Annotated in this window: 16 protein-coding genes (1 of these 16 cut by a window edge); 7 read left to right on the forward strand and 9 right to left on the reverse strand. The window is 74.5% G+C overall.

Annotation, left to right across the window (positions count from 1 at the left end; translation table 11 throughout):
- Position 1 precedes the first annotated feature (1 nt).
- From opp4C to BLV02_RS32220, 7 genes are read left to right on the forward strand one after another with little or no spacing between them, the layout of a single operon-like run.
- Complete coding sequence (gene opp4C, locus BLV02_RS32190) at positions 2–952, forward strand: oligopeptide ABC transporter permease (RefSeq protein ID WP_216094267.1); 951 nt, start codon at positions 2–4, stop codon at positions 950–952.
- The gene (locus BLV02_RS32195; RefSeq protein ID WP_069112012.1) at positions 952–1,956 is read left to right on the forward strand and encodes an ABC transporter ATP-binding protein; all 1,005 of its coding nucleotides are present in this window, start codon (positions 952–954) and stop codon (positions 1,954–1,956) included. The genes opp4C and BLV02_RS32195 overlap by 1 nt, the downstream gene beginning before the upstream one ends.
- The gene (locus BLV02_RS32200) at positions 1,953–3,011 is read left to right on the forward strand and encodes an ABC transporter ATP-binding protein (RefSeq protein WP_069112011.1); all 1,059 of its coding nucleotides are present in this window, start codon (positions 1,953–1,955) and stop codon (positions 3,009–3,011) included. Before BLV02_RS32195 ends, BLV02_RS32200 begins: the two co-directional genes overlap by 4 nt.
- On the forward strand, positions 3,008–4,609 hold the full coding sequence (locus tag BLV02_RS32205; protein ID WP_069112010.1) for an N-acyl-D-amino-acid deacylase family protein: 1,602 nt from the start codon (positions 3,008–3,010) through the stop codon (positions 4,607–4,609). Before BLV02_RS32200 ends, BLV02_RS32205 begins: the two co-directional genes overlap by 4 nt.
- Positions 4,606–5,472, forward strand: a complete 867-nt coding sequence (locus tag BLV02_RS32210; protein ID WP_069112009.1) for an IclR family transcriptional regulator — start codon at positions 4,606–4,608, stop codon at positions 5,470–5,472. The genes BLV02_RS32205 and BLV02_RS32210 overlap by 4 nt, the downstream gene beginning before the upstream one ends.
- A gap of 13 nt (positions 5,473–5,485) precedes the next feature.
- On the forward strand, positions 5,486–6,322 hold the full coding sequence (locus tag BLV02_RS32215) for an amidohydrolase family protein (protein WP_069112008.1): 837 nt from the start codon (positions 5,486–5,488) through the stop codon (positions 6,320–6,322).
- On the forward strand, positions 6,319–7,458 hold the full coding sequence (locus tag BLV02_RS32220; protein ID WP_069112007.1) for a zinc-binding dehydrogenase: 1,140 nt from the start codon (positions 6,319–6,321) through the stop codon (positions 7,456–7,458). The genes BLV02_RS32215 and BLV02_RS32220 overlap by 4 nt, the downstream gene beginning before the upstream one ends.
- On the opposite strand, the gene BLV02_RS32225 is transcribed toward BLV02_RS32220, so the two are convergent.
- The 9 genes from BLV02_RS32225 to BLV02_RS36125 form a co-directional block, all read right to left on the reverse strand.
- Positions 7,455–7,937 (reverse strand): VOC family protein, encoded by a 483-nt coding sequence (locus BLV02_RS32225; RefSeq protein WP_069112297.1) that lies wholly within the window; start codon positions 7,935–7,937, stop codon positions 7,455–7,457. The two genes, BLV02_RS32220 and BLV02_RS32225, sit on opposite strands and share 4 nt — an antisense overlap.
- 81 nt (positions 7,938–8,018) lie before the next feature.
- Positions 8,019–9,491: a carboxypeptidase-like regulatory domain-containing protein gene (locus BLV02_RS32230; protein WP_141711624.1), complete on the reverse strand. Its 1,473-nt coding sequence runs from the start codon at positions 9,489–9,491 to the stop codon at positions 8,019–8,021.
- A 160-nt stretch (positions 9,492–9,651) separates the two neighbouring features.
- On the reverse strand, positions 9,652–10,845 hold the full coding sequence (locus BLV02_RS32235; RefSeq protein ID WP_069112005.1) for an ABC transporter permease: 1,194 nt from the start codon (positions 10,843–10,845) through the stop codon (positions 9,652–9,654).
- The gene (locus BLV02_RS32240; protein WP_069112004.1) at positions 10,842–11,549 is read right to left on the reverse strand and encodes an ABC transporter ATP-binding protein; all 708 of its coding nucleotides are present in this window, start codon (positions 11,547–11,549) and stop codon (positions 10,842–10,844) included. The genes BLV02_RS32235 and BLV02_RS32240 overlap by 4 nt, the downstream gene beginning before the upstream one ends.
- The gene (locus tag BLV02_RS32245; protein ID WP_083288739.1) at positions 11,546–12,682 is read right to left on the reverse strand and encodes an efflux RND transporter periplasmic adaptor subunit; all 1,137 of its coding nucleotides are present in this window, start codon (positions 12,680–12,682) and stop codon (positions 11,546–11,548) included. Before BLV02_RS32245 ends, BLV02_RS32240 begins: the two co-directional genes overlap by 4 nt.
- On the reverse strand, positions 12,679–13,242 hold the full coding sequence (locus BLV02_RS32250) for a hypothetical protein (RefSeq protein WP_069112003.1): 564 nt from the start codon (positions 13,240–13,242) through the stop codon (positions 12,679–12,681). The genes BLV02_RS32245 and BLV02_RS32250 overlap by 4 nt, the downstream gene beginning before the upstream one ends.
- Before the next feature lie 66 nt (positions 13,243–13,308).
- The gene (locus BLV02_RS32255) at positions 13,309–14,715 is read right to left on the reverse strand and encodes a sensor histidine kinase (protein ID WP_069112002.1); all 1,407 of its coding nucleotides are present in this window, start codon (positions 14,713–14,715) and stop codon (positions 13,309–13,311) included.
- Positions 14,712–15,392: a response regulator transcription factor gene (locus BLV02_RS36120; RefSeq protein WP_069112001.1), complete on the reverse strand. Its 681-nt coding sequence runs from the start codon at positions 15,390–15,392 to the stop codon at positions 14,712–14,714. The genes BLV02_RS32255 and BLV02_RS36120 overlap by 4 nt, the downstream gene beginning before the upstream one ends.
- A 53-nt stretch (positions 15,393–15,445) precedes the next feature.
- Positions 15,446–15,775, reverse strand: the 3' portion of a protein-coding gene (locus tag BLV02_RS36125; protein ID WP_069112000.1) for a DUF4389 domain-containing protein. Its footprint extends 318 nt past the window's final position; only the last 330 of its 648 coding nucleotides appear in the window; the start codon falls outside the window, past its right edge; the stop codon is at positions 15,446–15,448.

The raw sequence follows: 15,775 nt of genomic DNA on the forward strand, positions 1-15,775 counted from the left end.
CATGAGCGACCTGCGACCCTCCCTGGACACCGCCGACGTCGCCGCCGCTCAGGAGGCGGTGGCCGCCGAGCCGGGCCCCGGCGGCCCGTCGCCGCGCCGGCGTTCGCCGCGGGCGATGGCGGTGCGCCGCTTCCGCCGCAACAAGGTGGCCGTCGGCGGCGCGATCTTCCTGGTGATCCTGCTGCTCGTTGCCGTCTTCGCGCCGCTCGTCGCGGGCCAGTCGCCGTACTCCGTCGACCTCGGCGCGATCCGGCAGCCACCGTCGTCGGAGCACTGGCTCGGGACCGACGCGTCCGGCCGCGACGTGTTCGCGCGGCTGGTCTACGCGGCCCGGGTGTCGCTGATGGTCGGCGTGTTCGCCGCGCTGCTGGCGGTGCTGTTCGGGACGCTCGTCGGCGCGGTCGCCGGGCTGTTCGGCGGCTGGCTGGACACCGCGCTGATGCGCACGGCGGACATGATGCTGTCGTTCCCGAACATCGTCGTGGTGATCGTGCTGGCGGGCCTGCTCGGCCCGAGCATCCCGATCCTCGTCATCGCCATCGCCGCGTCGGAGTGGCCGACGGCGGCGCGGCTGGTCCGCGGCGTCACGCTGGCGGTGCGCGAGCGCGAGTACCTGCACGCCGCCCGCGTGGCCGGGGCGTCGCGCGGCTGGCTGCTGCGCAAGCACATCGTGCCGGCCGCCATGGGCCAGATCGTCGTCGTCGGGACCCTCGCGGTGGCCGGCGCGATCCTGTCCGAGGCGGTGCTGTCCTTCCTCGGCCTCGGCGTCCAGCCGCCGCAGGCCAGCTGGGGCAACATGCTCAACGACGCGCAGAGCCTGACGGTGATCCAGTCGATGCCGTGGCTCTGGCTGCCGCCGGGCCTGGCCATCGCCGCGACGGTATTGTCGGTCAACTTCGTCGGCGACGGCCTGCGCGACGCCGTCGATCCGCGGCAGTCGGGGAGGTCGTAGTGGAGAGCACTGAGCCGCTGCTGGTGATCGAGGACCTCGGCGTCGAGTTCCGCACCGACGAGGGCGTCGTCAAGGCCGTCGACGGCGCGTCGTTCAGCGTGGGCCGGGGCGAGATCGTCGGCGTCGTCGGCGAGTCCGGTTCCGGCAAGAGCGTCACCGCGATGTCGATCCTGGGCCTGGTGAAGTCGGGCCGGCGGGCCGGCGGGACCATCCGGTTCCGCGGCCGCGACCTCGCGACGCTGCCGGCGAAGGAGCTGCGCGGCATCCGCGGCGCCGAGATCGCGATGATCTTCCAGGACCCGATGACGGCGCTCAACCCGGTCGTCACGGTCGGCCGGCAGATCGTCGAGGCGCTGAAACTGCACGACAAGGGGCTCTCGAAGTCCGCCGCCCGCGACCGCGCCATCGAGCTGCTCGGCCTCGTCGGCATGCCCGACGCCGCGGCTCGGTTCAAGCAGTACCCGCACGAGTTCTCCGGCGGCATGCGCCAGCGCGCCATGATCGCCATGGCGATCGCCAACGGCCCCAGCCTGCTGATCGCGGACGAGCCGACGACGGCGCTCGACGTCACCATCCAGGCGCAGGTGCTCGACCTGCTCAAGGTGGCGCAGCAGGAGACCCAGGCGGCGACGCTGCTGATCACGCACGACCTCGGGGTGGTGGCCGAGCTGGCCGACCGCGTCGTCGTCATGTACGCCGGGCGCGTGGTCGAGCAGGGCGACGTCACCACCGTCTTCACCGAGCCGCGGCACCCGTACACCGTCGGGCTGCTGGAGAGCCTGCCCCGGCTGGACCGCGACGTCGACGAGCTGCACCCGATCCCGGGTAGCCCGCCGAGCCTGCTCGCACCGCCGTCCGGCTGCCCGTTCCACCCGCGCTGCCCGCTGGCCCGCGACCGCTGCCGCACCGAACGTCCGCAGCCGCGCGTCGTCGGCGCCGGCCACCAGAGCGCCTGCCACTTCGCCGAGGAACTGGCGGCCGTCCCCACGGAGGTGACCCGATGAGCGTCGAGACGGCGGCCGCCGAACGGCTGGACCGGCTGGGCGAGGAGGTGCTGCGGGTCGAGGACCTGACGATGCACTTCCCGATCCGCGGCGGCGTGCTCCGCCGCCCCGTCGGCGCGGTGCGCGCGGTCGACGGCGTCTCGTTCGCCCTCGACCAGGGCGAGACGCTGAGCCTGGTCGGCGAGTCCGGCTGCGGCAAGTCGACCACCGGTCGCATGGTGGTGCGGCTGCTCGAGCCGACCTCCGGGCGCATCCTCTACCGCGGCAACGACGTCGCGACGATGGGGGAGGACGAGCTGCGGCCGTGGCGCAGCAAGTCGCAGATCGTCTTCCAGGACCCGTACGCGTCGCTGTCGCCGCGCATGACGGTGCACGACATCGTCGCCGAGCCGCTGCGGGTGCAGGGCCGGTACCGCAACGGCGGCGCCGACCGCGTGGCCGAGCTGCTCGACCTCGTCGGGCTGCAGCCCGAGCACGCCAACCGGTACGCGCACGAGTTCTCCGGCGGCCAGCGTCAGCGCATCGGCATCGCCCGCGCGCTCGCGCTCGACCCGGAGCTGCTGGTGCTGGACGAGCCGGTCAGCGCGCTGGACGTGTCGATCCAGGCGCAGGTGGTGAACCAGCTGCGCGACCTGCAGCGGCGGCTGGGGCTGGCGTACCTGTTCATCTCGCACGACCTCTCGATCGTGCGGCACGTGTCGCACCGGATCGCCGTCATGTACCTCGGCGTGATCGTCGAGACCGGCACCCGCGACGAGATCTTCGCCGCGCCGCAGCACCCGTACACGCAGGCGCTGCTGTCGGCGGTGCCGGTGCCGGACCCGCGGCTGCGCGGCGCCCGCGAGCGGATCACGCTGACCGGCGACGTGCCGAACCCGGCGAACCCGCCGTCGGGCTGCCGGTTCCGGACCCGCTGCTGGAAGGCGCAGGCCAAGTGCGCCGAGGAGGTGCCCGCGCTGGAGGACCGGCTCGGCGCCGGCCACCCGAGCGCCTGCCACTTCCCCCGGGCGGCTGGGCCGGAACTGCTGCCCGTGCTGCCTGGAGCCGCCTCGTGATCGATCTGGTGATCAGCGGCGGCACGGTCGTCGACGGCACGGGCGCAGAAGGCGTCCGGGCCGACGTGCTGGTGTCCGGCGGGGCGATCGCCGCGGTCGGGCCTGACCTCGCCGCCGGCGAAGGCGTCGCGACGATCGACGCCACCGGGAAGGTCGTCTGCCCCGGCTTCGTCGACCTGCACACCCACTCCGACCTCACGCTGCTGTCCGCGCCGCACGCGCGCAGCGCCGTCCACCAGGGCGTCACGACGACGGTGATCGGCAACTGCGGGCTGGGCGTCGCGCCGCTGGCCGGCGGCGCCGACGTCGACGGCGTGCGGGCCGCGGTCGGCTACCTCGACCTCGACCCGTCGGTCGGCTGGAGCTGGCGCTCGTACGGCGAGTACCTCGACGCCGTCGCCGCCGCCCGCCCCAGCGTCAACGTCGCCGGGCTGGCCGGGCACCTGCCGCTGCACGCGGGCGTCGTCGGGTTCGACGACCGCCCGCCGACGCCGGCCGAACTGGATGAGATGACGTCGCTGCTGGCCGGCGCGCTGGACGACGGCGCCGTCGGCCTGTCGACCGGGCTGATGTACGCGCCGCTGACGTTCGCCGCGCGGGCCGAGCTGGTCGCGCTGGCGCGGGTCGTCGCCGAGTACGACGCCGTGTTCGCCTGGCACCTGCGCGACTACGCCGACGACGGCCTGGCGGCGGTGCGCGAGGCGCTGGAGGTCGCCGCCGCCACCGGCGTGCGCACCCAGCTGTCCCACCTCACCTCCGTCGGCCGGCGCAACTGGGGCAGCGTGGCGTCGGCGCTGGAGCTGGTCGACGCCGCCCGCGCCGACGGCCTCGACGTCGCCGTCGACATGTACCCGTACCTCGCCGGCAACGCGCCGCTGGCGCAGCGGCTGCCCGCATGGGCGCAGGCCGGCGGCGACGCCGTCATGCGGGCCCGGCTGGCCGACCCAGAGGCGGTCGCGCGGATCCGGGCGCACTGGTCCGAGCAGCCGCTGGGCTGGGACGAGATCACCGTCAACTCCGCACCCGACCCTGCCGTCGTCGGGCGCACCGTCACCGCGCTGGCCGCTGACCGCGGCGCCGACGCCGCCACCGTCGCGCTGGACCTGCTGGCCCGGCACGGCAACGCGGTGTCGATGGTGGCCGGCGGCCGCGACGCGGGCGACCTGCGCGCCGTCCTGGCCCATCCCGCGTCGGTGATCGGCTCGGACGGCCAGGCGCTCGACGTCGACGGGCCGACGGGGAACGGCATGCCGCACCCGCGGTCGTACGGCGCCTACCCGCGGCTGCTCTCCGATCACGTCGCCGACGGCACCCTGACGCTGCCCGAGGCGATCCGCAAGTGCACCTCGGGAGCGGCGCGCCGGGCGGGGATCACCGATCGTGGCACGATCACCGCAGGGCAGGCGGCCGACATCGTGATCCTCGACGTCGGACGGCTCGCCGACCGCGCCACGTTCGCCGACCCCAGGCAGTATCCCGCCGGCGTCGACGCCGTGATCGTCAACGGCGAGCCGACGATCGCCCACGGGCAGCACACCGGCGCCCGCGCCGGGCACGTACTCAGAGCAGGGACGAAGGACAAGGGGCAGCGAACATGAGACCCGTCGCCAGAACCACCCGCCGCACCTCGGTCGACGACGATCGGCCGGCGTCGGCCAACTACCACGCGAACGCACTCGCGCGCGGCCTCGCGCTAATGGAGCTGCTGTCGACCGGATCCGAGCCGTTCACGCTGGTCGAGATCAGCGAGTCGACCGGTCTGCCGAAGAGCACGCTGGTCCGGCTGCTCGCGGTGCTGGCGGAGATGGAGTACATCGTCCGCGTCGACGAGCGGCCGTCGTACCGGCTCGGGCACAAGGTGCTGCGGCTGTCCAACGCGTACATGTCGTCGCTGGACCTGTCCGTCGTCGCCGACCGGTACCTCGCGCCGCTGGCCGACCGCACCGGGCAGACGGCGAACCTGGGCATGCTCGACGGCGAGCAGGTGATCCACGTCGGCGTGCACGAGCCGGACCGGCCGATCCGGTTCCACGCCAGCCCCGGCGTGCGCGACCACACCTACTGCACCGGGCTGGGCAAGCTGCTGCTCTCGCGGCTGCCGGCGGAGCGGCTGGCCGAGCACCTCCCGCCGGCCCCGTTCACCCGGTTCACCGACGACACCGTCACCACGATGGACGAGCTGACCCGCGAGCTGCGGCTGATCGAGCGGCGCGGCTACGCCTTCGACGACAACGAGCGCAGCGTCGGCCTGCGCTGCGTCGCCGTTCCCGTCGAGCTGGACGGCGAGGTGCTCGCGGCGGTCAGCGTCTCGGGCCCGTCCGGCGAGTTCGGCCAGGACCGCCAGCAGTTCTATCTGGAGCGGCTGATGGAGACCGCGGCCGAGCTGGCCGGCGACCCCGACACCGCCGCCGCCATGCGCATCGTGCACAGCTCGCTGCGTCCCGCCCGTTCCGCCGGCTAGGAGGCCGCCCGCGATGTTCGACGTCCACACCCACTGTCACCAGCCCGAGCACTGGGGCCCGGAGTGGCGGGCCAACTGGGCCCCCGTCTACGGCCAGGCGGAGGCGCACGAGTTCACGCCCGAGGAGTACGACCGGGCGATGAAGGAGGGCGGCGTCTCCGTGGCGTGCGTGTTCGGCCTGCGGGCGACGGCGGCCGGGGTCGCGACGCCGAACGAGTACGTCGAGTGGTTCTGCGCGTCGACCAGCACCGAGACGATCGGGTTCATGGCGCTGGACCCCACCGACCCCGACGTGCTCGAGCAACTGGCCGACGGTGTGGCGCGCGGGCTGCGCGGCATCAAGCTGTACCCCGTCCTGTCGCTGTTCGACGCGCGCGACGAGCGGTTCGACGAGTTCTACCGCGCCGCGACTGCGGCCGGGCTGGTCATCCTGTGGCACATGGGCGCGACGCCGAGCCCGTCCGGTTCGCTCCTGGTCAGCCAGCCGCTGGTGGTCGACGAGGTGGCCCGCCGGCACCCGGACCTCACCATGGTGATGGCGCACATGGGACACCCGTGGCAGCGCGAGGCGATGGTCGTGTGCCGGAAGAACCGGCGCGTCTTCACCGACGTCTCCGCGTCGTGGGCGCGGCCGTTCGACGGGTACCACGCGCTGGTCCGCGCCCAGGAGTGGGGCGTCGTCGACAAGCTGCTGTTCGGCTCGGACTTCCCGATTTGGACGCCGGCGCAGGCGGTCGCGGGGCTGCGCGAGATCGCCGCGATCCGGCCGCCGACGATGCCGTACGTCCTGCCGTCGACGCTCGAGTGGCTGCTCGACGGCGATCCGCGCGAGGCGCTGGGGTTGCGGTGACGGCGGTCGGCACCCGCGCCGCGGTGCTGTGGCGGCTGGGCGACGAGCCGCCGTACGCCGGTGGCACCGCGCTGACGGTGGAGTCGCTGGAGCTGTCCGGGCCGGAGGCCGGCGAGCTGCTGGTGCGGGTCGAGGCGGCCGGGCTCTGCCACTCCGACCTCTCCGTCATCAACGGCAGCCGGCCGCGGCCGACGCCGATGGTGCTGGGCCACGAGGCGGCCGGCGTCGTCGAGGCCGTCGGCCCCGGCGTCATCGACGTCGCGCCCGGCGACCACGTCGTCATGACGTTCGTGCCGTCGTGCGGGCACTGCCTCGAGTGCGCCGCCGGACGGCCGGCCATGTGCACCGTCGGCGCGGCGGCCAACGGCGCGGGCCGGCTGGTCGCCGGCGGCACCCGGTTCGGCCGTTCCGGCGTGGAGTTCGCCCACCACCTGGGCGTCTCGGCGTTCGCCGAACGGACCGTCGTGTCGCGCGGCTCCGTCGTCGTCGTGCCGCCGTCCGTCCCGTTCAACGTCGCGGCGATGCTCGGCTGCGCCGTCCTCACCGGCTTCGGCGCCGTCGTCAACACGGCCGGCGTGCGGCCGGGGGAGTCGGTGGTCGTGTTCGGGCTGGGCGGGGTGGGGCTGTCCGCGGTCATGGCGGCCGTGCTGGCCGGCGCGCACCCCGTCGTCGCCGTCGACACCGTGCCGTCGAAGCTGGACCTGGCGTCGTCGCTCGGGGCCTCGCACCTCCTGCCGGCCACCTCGCCCGACCTCGTCCCCGCCGTCCGTGACCTCACCGGCGGCGGCGCCGACCACGCCTTCGAGTGCGTCGGCAGCGCCGCCGTTCTCGAGACCGCGTTCGCCGCGACCGCCCGCGGCGGCGCCACCGTCGCCGTCGGCCTCCCCGACCCGTCGCACCGCTCCGCCCTGCCCGCCGTCACCCTGACCGGCGAGGGCCGCGTGCTGCGCGGCTCCTACATGGGCTCGGCCGCGCCGGCCCGCGACATCCCGCGGCTGATCCGGCTGTGGGAGGCCGGCAAGCTGCCCATCGACCGGCTCCACACCGCCGACCTCGCCTTCGACGGCCTCCCCGCCGCCTTCGACGAGCTCGCCTCCGGCCGCGCCGTCCGCCAGCTCCTCCGCCCGTCCGCCTAGTCCGTGCCCTCGTAGGCGGCGGTCAGGGCGGGGAGGTCGAGCTTGACCATCGACATCATCGCGGCGGCGGTGCGCCCGGCCTTCGCCGGATCCGGGTCGCTGAGGTAGCGCAGCAGCTGCACCGGCGTGATCTGCCACGCGACGCCGAAGCGGTCCTTCAGCCAGCCACACTGCGTCGGCGTGCCGCCGCCGGCCAGCAGGGCGTCCCAGTAGTGGTCGATCTCCTCCTGCGACTCGCAGGCGACGAACAGCGAGACGGCGTCGTTGAACCGGTCGTGCGGCCCGCCGTTGATCGCCATGAACGTCTGGCCGGCCAGCTCGAACGTCGCCGACTGGAGGGTGCCGGCGGGGAACGGGCCGCCGGCGCCGTAGCGGGTCAGGTCGGTGATGCGCGCATCCGGGAAGATCGACGTGTACAGCGTCAGGGCGTCCTCGGCGGTGTCCTCGAACCACAGGAACGGGACGATCTTCTGGCTCATGGTCGGCTCCTTCATCTCCGGCGCCGGTCCGTCCGGCGGCTCAGCAGTGAGTCGGAGCCGCCGGACGGTTCTCGACAGGTGTCAGCCGATGACGCGGCGGCGGACGGCGAAGGCGGCGGCGCCGGCGGCCACGAGCAGGACGGCGACGGTGGCGGGCCCGGCTCCGGCGCCGGTGTCGGGCAGCTCCTCGCCCGGCTCCTCCGTGGGTGACGGAGACGGCGTCGGCGACGCGGTCGGCTCCTCCGTCGGCTGCTCCGTCGGCTCCTCAGTGGGCGTCGGCGTCGGCGTTGGCGTTGGGGTCGGCGTCGGCGCGGGGTCGGCCGTCACCTGCAGCGGCTCCTCGACCGGCACCGTCACCGGGATCTCCGTCGGCGACCCACCCGGCGGCGTCACGATCAGCTCGTACTCGCCGGCCGGCACGTCGGGCAGCACGAAGTCGCCGTTCTCGTCCGTGGTGGTCTCGGCCACCACGTCGCCGTCGGCGTCCTCCAGCACGACCTCGGCGTCCGGAATCGGCTCGCCGTCCGGGTCGGTGACCGTCCCCGGCACCTCGTACACCTCGGTGTCGTCGGGCATCAGGTCGAAGTCGACGCCGGTCGCGTCCTCCTCGGCCACATCGACCGGCAGCGTCGACGGTCCGACCGCGACCAGCCCGTCCGGCACCGTCATCGTCACCTCGTAGTCGCCCGGCGCGATGCCGGGGAACGAGTACGTCCCGTCGTCGGCGGTCGACGTGGTCGCGATGACCTCGCCGGACGGCCCGGTCAGCGTCAGCTCAACCCCGGCCTGCGGCGTCGACGCGTCCAGGGTCACGACCCCCGCGACCGAGCGCAGCTGCGACGCGAACCAGGTGTGGTAGACGGGGAAGCCGGTCTGCCACTCGAACTCGACGGTCAGCGACGACAGCGCCACCCGTGGCTGGAACCAGCCGGACGCGCCGCCGGTGTCGGGACCGTTGCCGGTCAGCGTCACGGACAACGCGCCGACGGCCGCCGCCGGCAGGTCGAAGCCGGGCTCGCCGGCGGACGGGCCGGACGAGCACACGCCGCTCGGCCGCGGCGACGCGTCGCAGTAGTTGAAGACGTCCTCGAAGCCGAGGTCGGCGCCGGCGACGGGATCGCCGTCGGCGTCCAGCGCGGTCACGACGGCGGTGTCGGAGTCGATGTCGCCGAGCGCGAACCCCCACCCTGCGGCCGGCGTCGGCGCGTCGAAGACGTACGTGGTGGTCGACGGCGAGCCGGCGGCGTCGGCGGCCGGGCGCAGGTTGACGTACGGATGACCCTGGCTGGACCCGAACTCCTCGCCCCACGGCGTGGCGGCCGAGATCCAGTTCGACGAGCCGGACGGCACCGAGGCGGACGCCCGCGAGTTGCTGGTGAACGTCGTCGACGGGAAGCCCGGCGGCAGCGTGACCGTCCCCGAGTAGTCGCCACCGCCTCCGGTCAGCGTGATCTCGCCGTACGACGCCTCCGCGTACGCCGCGCCCGCGGCGGTCAGCGTCAATGCCGCCGCCACCACGGCGACGGCCGCCACCCGCACCGGTCCACGTACCATGTCCCCGTTTGTCCCTTCACGCATCGTGCCTGGTGAACGGGGTCATTGAACCCTCGGACAGCGGCCGCCACCACCGATTCGCGCAAACAGGCGCTCCGCTTTGCAATGAGCACGGATACGCACCGGTGCGTATCCGTGCTCATTGCAAAGCGGTGCGGGCTCACACCGACGACAGCGCCGCCGTCGGTGGCATCCGGGCCGCGCGCGCCGCCGGGTAGGCCCCGGCCAGCGCCCCGACGACGATGGTCGCGGCGGCCGCGCCCGCGAGCACCCACACCGGCAGCGCGAACGGCCACTCCCGGCTGGACGCGAACGCCGCCGTCGCCGCGCCGCCGAGCAGCGCGCCTCCTCCGCCGCCGAGCGCCGCCAGCAGCACCGACTCGCCGAGGAACTGCCGCCGGATATGCGCCCGGGTGGCGCCCAGCGCTCGCCGCAGCCCGACCTCCGAGCGCCGCTCCAGCACCGCGATGACCATCGTGTTGGCCACCCCGATGCCGCCGACCAGCAGCGCCACGCCGCCCAGCGCCAGCAGCAGCGTCGTCAGCGTCTCGTCGGTCGCGGCCTGCGCGGCCAGCGCGTCGGACGGCCGGCTGACGGCGACCTCCTCCGGCGCCGCGGGGTCGACGGTGGCCGGCAGCAGGGCCCGCACGTCGTCGACCGAGCCCTCGGCCACCCGCTGGTACACCGTCGTCGGCGCGCCGTCGAAGCCGAGCAGCGACTCCGCGACCGGCCAGCCGATCAGCGCCGACGTGTCCAGCTCCGGCGCCAGCGGCACCGGGTCGAGCACGCCGGCGACGGTGAACCACTCGCCGCCCAGCCACACCTGCACGTCGCCGTCGGTGCGCGAGACCCCGAGCAGTTCCGCCGTGTCGGCGCCCAGCACCACCACCGGGAACGCGCTGAGCACGTCGTCCAGCCAGCGGCCGGACGCCATCGTCGCGCTGACGGTGTCCAGCAGGTCGGTCCGGGCCGCGCTGACGGCGAGCGCGTTGGTCTGGTTCGGGTCGATCTCGTCGTTGCGGTAGACCGCGGCGTCCGGGACGGTCCCGACCCCGCTCACCGAGTCGACGTCGTCGAGCCGGCCGACCATGTCGACGGCCTCGCGCGGCAGCTCCGCCTCGCTGACGAACGACTGGCTCGGCGCGACCGTCAGCAGGTTGGTCCCGAGCGCGTCGAGCTGCTGGTTCACCTGCTCGCGGCTGGACGCGGAGATCCCGACGACGGCGACCATCGCCGCGATGCCGACCGCGATGCCGAGCGCCGACAGCACCGCTCGCAGCGGCCGCGCCCGCAGCCCGGAGAACGCCACCCGGACCGTGTCGCGCGGGCGCAGCCGCGACCGTGCCGCCGTCACGACGCCACCGCGACGGACTCGTCGGACTCGATCCGCCCGTCCAGGATGTGCACCTGACGTGGCAGCTCGGCCGCCACCCCGTGGTCGTGGGTGATGACGATGACCGTCGTGCCGCCGTCGTGCAGCTCGTGCAGCAGCTTGAGCACCGCCGCGCCGGACGCGGAGTCCAGCGCCCCGGTCGGCTCGTCGGCCAGCAGGAACGACGGCCGCCCGACCAGCGCCCGGGCCACCGCGACCCGCTGCCGCTGCCCGCCGGACAGCTCGTTCCCGCGGTGCCGCAGCCGGTCGGCCAGCCCGACGCGGGCCAGCGTCCGGGCCGCCCGGCGGCGCCGCTCGCGCAGCGACACCCCCGTGTACAGCAGCCCGTCGGCGACGTTGTCCAGCGCGCTGACCCCGGGGGAGAGGAAGAACTGCTGGAACACGAACCCGATCGAGTGCGCCCGCAGCGCCGACAGCTGCTTGTCCGACAGCGTGCCGACGTCGCGGCCGTCGATGCGCACCTCGCCGGCGTCCGCCCGGTCCAGCGTGCCGAGGACGTTCAGCAGGGTGGACTTCCCCGACCCCGACGGCCCGACGATCGCGACCAGCTCGCCGGGCGCGACGCTCAGGCTGACGCCGTCGAGCGCCCGCACCGGCGGCCGGCCGGGGTAGCGGCGGTGGACGTCGCGGAGCCGGATCACCGGCTCCGCCGTCGTGACGGTCATCGCCCGGCCACCCCCACGACGTCGCCCTCCGCGATGCCGTCGCCGACGACCTCGACCCGGCCGTCGGCGAACAGCCCCAGCTCGACCGGGACGACCGACGTCGTGCCGTCGGCCGCGATCACCTCCAGGCCGTATCCGCCACCCGCGACCGCCAGCAGCGCGGTCACCGGCACCACCAGCACGTCCGGCCGCTCGTCCACCGGCCGCACCACGTCGACCGGCGAGCCGACCAGCGCGGCGTCCACCGGCTCGGCCAGCGCCACCTCGATCTCGACGACGGCGTCCTCGGCGCTCGCCGTCTCCTCCTCGCCGGGCGCGCCGCCCGCGGCGGGCGCCTCCACCACCGTCGCCGCGGTCACGGTGCCGGCGGTCTCGGCGCCGCCCGGCAGGACGACGGTGACGGCGGTGCCGACGGCGAGCAGGTCGCGGTCGGCGACGTCCACCTCCAGCGTCGCGACCTGGTCGGTGCCGGTGATGTCGAGGACCGGCGACCCCGGCGTGACCGGGGCGCCGAGGTCGCCGTACACCGTCCCGACCCGGCCGCCCTCGGGCAGGAACACGACGTCGGAGCGGGCCACCGTTCCTGTTTCGGCAGCGCCGATGTCCTCCTGCCACTCCTCGACCGCCTCGGCGGTGTTGTCGGTGTACTCGTCGTCGGCCGTGAACCCGTCGTACCCGAGGGCCTCCAGGTTCGCCTCCAGCTGCTCCACGTCGATCCCCTCGTCGCCGGGACCCAGGTCGCGATACATCGGGATCACGCCGAGCAGGGCCGTCACCGGCCGCTCGTCCAGCCGGAACAACTCGGTGCCGCGGGTGACCTCGGTGTCGGCCGCCGCGACCCGCGTCAGCGTGCCCTGCGCTGCCGGGATGCCGAGCGCGTCGCCGTGCCCGAGCGTGCCGGACCATGTCTCGGTGGCGGCGATCGTGTCGCGCACCACCTCGGCGGTCGCGGCCGGCCCGGTGGCCGCGCCGGCCGCCTCGCCGCCGTCGTCGCGCGTCAGGTACCAGGACGCGCCGCCGGCGCCGGCCACGCCGATCACGCCGAGCGTCAGCCAGATCAGCTTCGCCCTGCGCCGTCGCGGCCGGTCCAGCTCCGCGTCGAGGTCGTCCTGATGGTCGAGCGTCGCGGTCACTGGCCGCCGCCCGGGCCGGGGCCCATCCGGACCGGTGCGCCGTCGAGCTCGGGCTGGCACGTCGTCATGGCGGCCTGGAACTCCGCGCTCTGCGGGTCGACGCCCGCCGGCATGCTCAGGCGGCCGTCGGCGGCGGGGTCGGGCATGTCGATGCCGTTCGTGCGCATGCACTCGGTGAACGCGCGCAGCGACTCCAGGTCGTCCGCGTCGGTGCCCTGCATGTCGCCGCCGTTGGGCAGCAGCGACCGGCACTCCTCCATGGCCGCCTCGGCGTCCGGGTCGCCCGGCGGCAGCTGCAGCTGGATGCCGGGCTGGCCCGGGTCCGGGTCGGGCAGGTCGACGCCGTTCTCGCGCATGCACGCGTAGAAGTCCAGCTCGGCCTGCTCCGGGTCGCTCGCGGCGCCACCTCCTCCGCCTCCTCCGCTGCCGGAGGTGCTGCCGGTGCTGGCCGCGCTCACGTCGTCGTCGCCGTCGTCGGAACCGCACGCCGTCAGCGCGACGGTCAGCAGCAGGGCGACGACCGGCAGCAGGCGGGAACCGCGCCGGGTGGATCGGGTCATGATGTCCTCCGGGACGTCGTGGTTGTCTGTGCGACACCCACGCTCCCGGCGCGGCATGAGACGTCCTTAGGGCCGGTCTAAGAGCGGGCTGAGAATCGGCTGCGGCAACACCAGGGCGAACGCGGCGCCGCCGCCCTTGCGCCGTCCGGCCGTGACGGCGCCGCCGTGCAGCTCCGCCGCCTGCGCGACGATGGCCAGCCCCAGCCCGGAGCCGTGCCGTTCGCGGGCGGCCTGGCCACGGTAGAAGCGGTCGAAGATCCGCGGCAGGTCGGCGTCGGAGATGCCCGGCCCGCGGTCCAGCACCCGCACCCGGGCGCCGTCGGCGGTCTCGTCCAGCAGCACCTCGACGGCGCCGCCCGGCGGGCTGACCTGGACGGCGTTGCGAATCAGGTTCGCGACCGCCCGCTCCAGCAGCACCGGGTGCACGACCGCCTCGAACGGGCGCCCGGCGACGATGACCGTGACGGCCGGGTCGACCCGGCGGGTGCGGGCGGCGGCCCGGTCGACCAGCGCGCGCAGATCCGTCTCCAGCGGCGGCTCCGGCTCGGCGCCGCCGCGGGCCAGCTCGACGATCTCGCCGACCATGTCGGACAGCGCCGCCGCCTCCGCCTCGAGGTCGCGCAGCAGCCCGGCCCGGTCGGACGGCGCCAGACTGCGGTCCGGGTGCTGCTCGCTGCGCAACAGGACGCCGAGGTCGTTGCGCAGCGTCGTCAGCGGGGTGCGCAGCTCGTGGCCGGCGTCCTCCACCAGCTGCCGCTGCTGCGTCCGGGCGTCGTCCAGCGCGGCCAGCATCGCGTTCACCGAGCCGGCCAGCCGCGCGACCTCGTGGCGGTCGTTGCCCGGCGGGTCGATGCGGTGCGCGAGGTCCTTCGTCGTCGCGACCTGCTCGGCGGCGTCCACCAGCCGGTCGATCGGACGCAGCCCGGTGCGGGCCGTCGTCCAGCCCAGCGCGGCGGCCGCGGCCACGCCGACGCCGGTGATGCCGGCGAGCAGCCAGGCGATCCGCGTCAGCGTCGTGTGCACCCCGTCCAGCGGCTGCACCAGCCGCAACGCGCCGCCGTCGGCCAGCGCGGACGTCATGACCCGGAAGTCCTCGCCCTCGATGGTGTCGCTGCGCAGCAACGGCCCGTCGATCTCGCCGGCCAGCATGCGCTGCTCCTCGTCGTCCAGGACCAGGGCGTCCGGCTCGTTGCCCGGCGGCAGCCCCGGCTCGACGGCGCCGTCCGGGGTGATCGTCTGCAGGCCGAGCGGCTCGTTGCCCACCATCAGCGAGATCCGGCGGCCGGACCCCTCCGGCAGCTCGGCCGCCGTCCGCGCCATCTCCTCGATGTCGGGGACGCGCTCGAGCAGCCGGTGGTCGATCTCGTCCAGCAGGCTGGTGCGGATCAGCAGCCAGGCGGCGACGGAGGCCGCGACCACCGCCAGCGCCACCGCGGCCGACGTCAGCAGGGCCAGCCGCGCCCGCAGCGTCACGGCTCCACCGCGCGCAGGGTGTAGCCGACGCCGCGCACGGTGTGCAGCATGCGCGCCTCGCCGCCGGACTCCAGCTTCTTGCGCAGGTAGCCGATGTAGACGTCCAGCGAGTTCGTCGACCCGTCCAGGTCGCAGCCCCAGACGCCCTCGTACAGCTGGGCCCGCGTGAGCACCTGGCGCGGGTGGCGCATGAGCAGCTCCAGCAGGCCGAACTCCGTCCGCGTCAGCGAGATGTCCCGGTCCGCCCGCCGCACCTGCCACGTCTGCGGGTCCAGCCGCAGGTCGCCGACCACCAGCGGCGCCTCGTCCGCCGTCGATCCCGTGCGCCGCAGCATCGCCCGCAGCCGCGCCAGCAGCTCCTCGTGGGCGAACGGCTTCACCAGGTAGTCGTCGGCGCCGGCGTCCAGGCCGAGCACGCGGTCGCGCACGGCGTCGCGGGCGGTCAGCATCAGGACGGGGGTGCGGTCACCGTCGCGGCGCAGCCGGCGGCACACCTCGATGCCGTCCAGGTGCGGCATCATGACGTCCACCACCAGGACGTCCGGGCGCACGTCGGGGAACCGGTGCAGCGCCTCGACCCCGTCGGCCGCGGTCGTGACGGCGTAGCCCTCGAAGCGCAGCGACCGCGCCAGGGACTCCCGGAGCACCGGCTCGTCGTCGACGACAAGGACCCGCACGGTCCCAGTGTGCGATGCGAGGTTAAGAGCAGCCTGAGAACCGCCCGCGCCGGTCAGGGGCCGAGGCGGAACGGCGGGTACTGGTCCGTCACCAGCGTGACGGCGTACCCGGTGACCCGGTTCTGCCAGCGCAGCACCCCCTCGGCGTAGTCGAACAGCCCGCGCGGGTAGCGGCCGGTGAACAGCACCGCGAACCAGGTGACGATCACCGCGACGAGCAAGCCGATGTGCAGGAAGAACAGCACGATGTAGTGCGGGATTGCCAGCAGCCACTTCACCAGCGGCAGCCACCGGTTCAGCTCGGTGCGCACCTCCGGGTACCGGTAGTCCAGGTGCACGGACTGGTGGTCGTCGGTGGAGGGGTAGCGGTCGTTCATCAGCAG

This window comes from Jiangella alba, assembly GCF_900106035.1.
Taxonomy (GTDB): Bacteria; Actinomycetota; Actinomycetes; order Jiangellales; family Jiangellaceae; genus Jiangella; species Jiangella alba.

Coding starts and splice junctions, on each gene's coding strand:
- opp4C (WP_216094267.1), top strand. CDS start 2: ATGAGCGACCTGCGACCCTCCCTGGACACCGCCGACGTCGCCGCCGCT.
- BLV02_RS32200 (WP_069112011.1), top strand. CDS start 1,953: ATGAGCGTCGAGACGGCGGCCGCCGAACGGCTGGACCGGCTGGGCGAG.
- BLV02_RS32210 (WP_069112009.1), top strand. CDS start 4,606: ATGAGACCCGTCGCCAGAACCACCCGCCGCACCTCGGTCGACGACGAT.
- BLV02_RS32215 (WP_069112008.1), top strand. CDS start 5,486: ATGTTCGACGTCCACACCCACTGTCACCAGCCCGAGCACTGGGGCCCG.
- BLV02_RS32225 (WP_069112297.1), bottom strand. CDS start 7,937: ATGAGCCAGAAGATCGTCCCGTTCCTGTGGTTCGAGGACACCGCCGAG.
- BLV02_RS32230 (WP_141711624.1), bottom strand. CDS start 9,491: ATGGTACGTGGACCGGTGCGGGTGGCGGCCGTCGCCGTGGTGGCGGCG.
- BLV02_RS32240 (WP_069112004.1), bottom strand. CDS start 11,549: ATGACCGTCACGACGGCGGAGCCGGTGATCCGGCTCCGCGACGTCCAC.
- BLV02_RS32250 (WP_069112003.1), bottom strand. CDS start 13,242: ATGACCCGATCCACCCGGCGCGGTTCCCGCCTGCTGCCGGTCGTCGCC.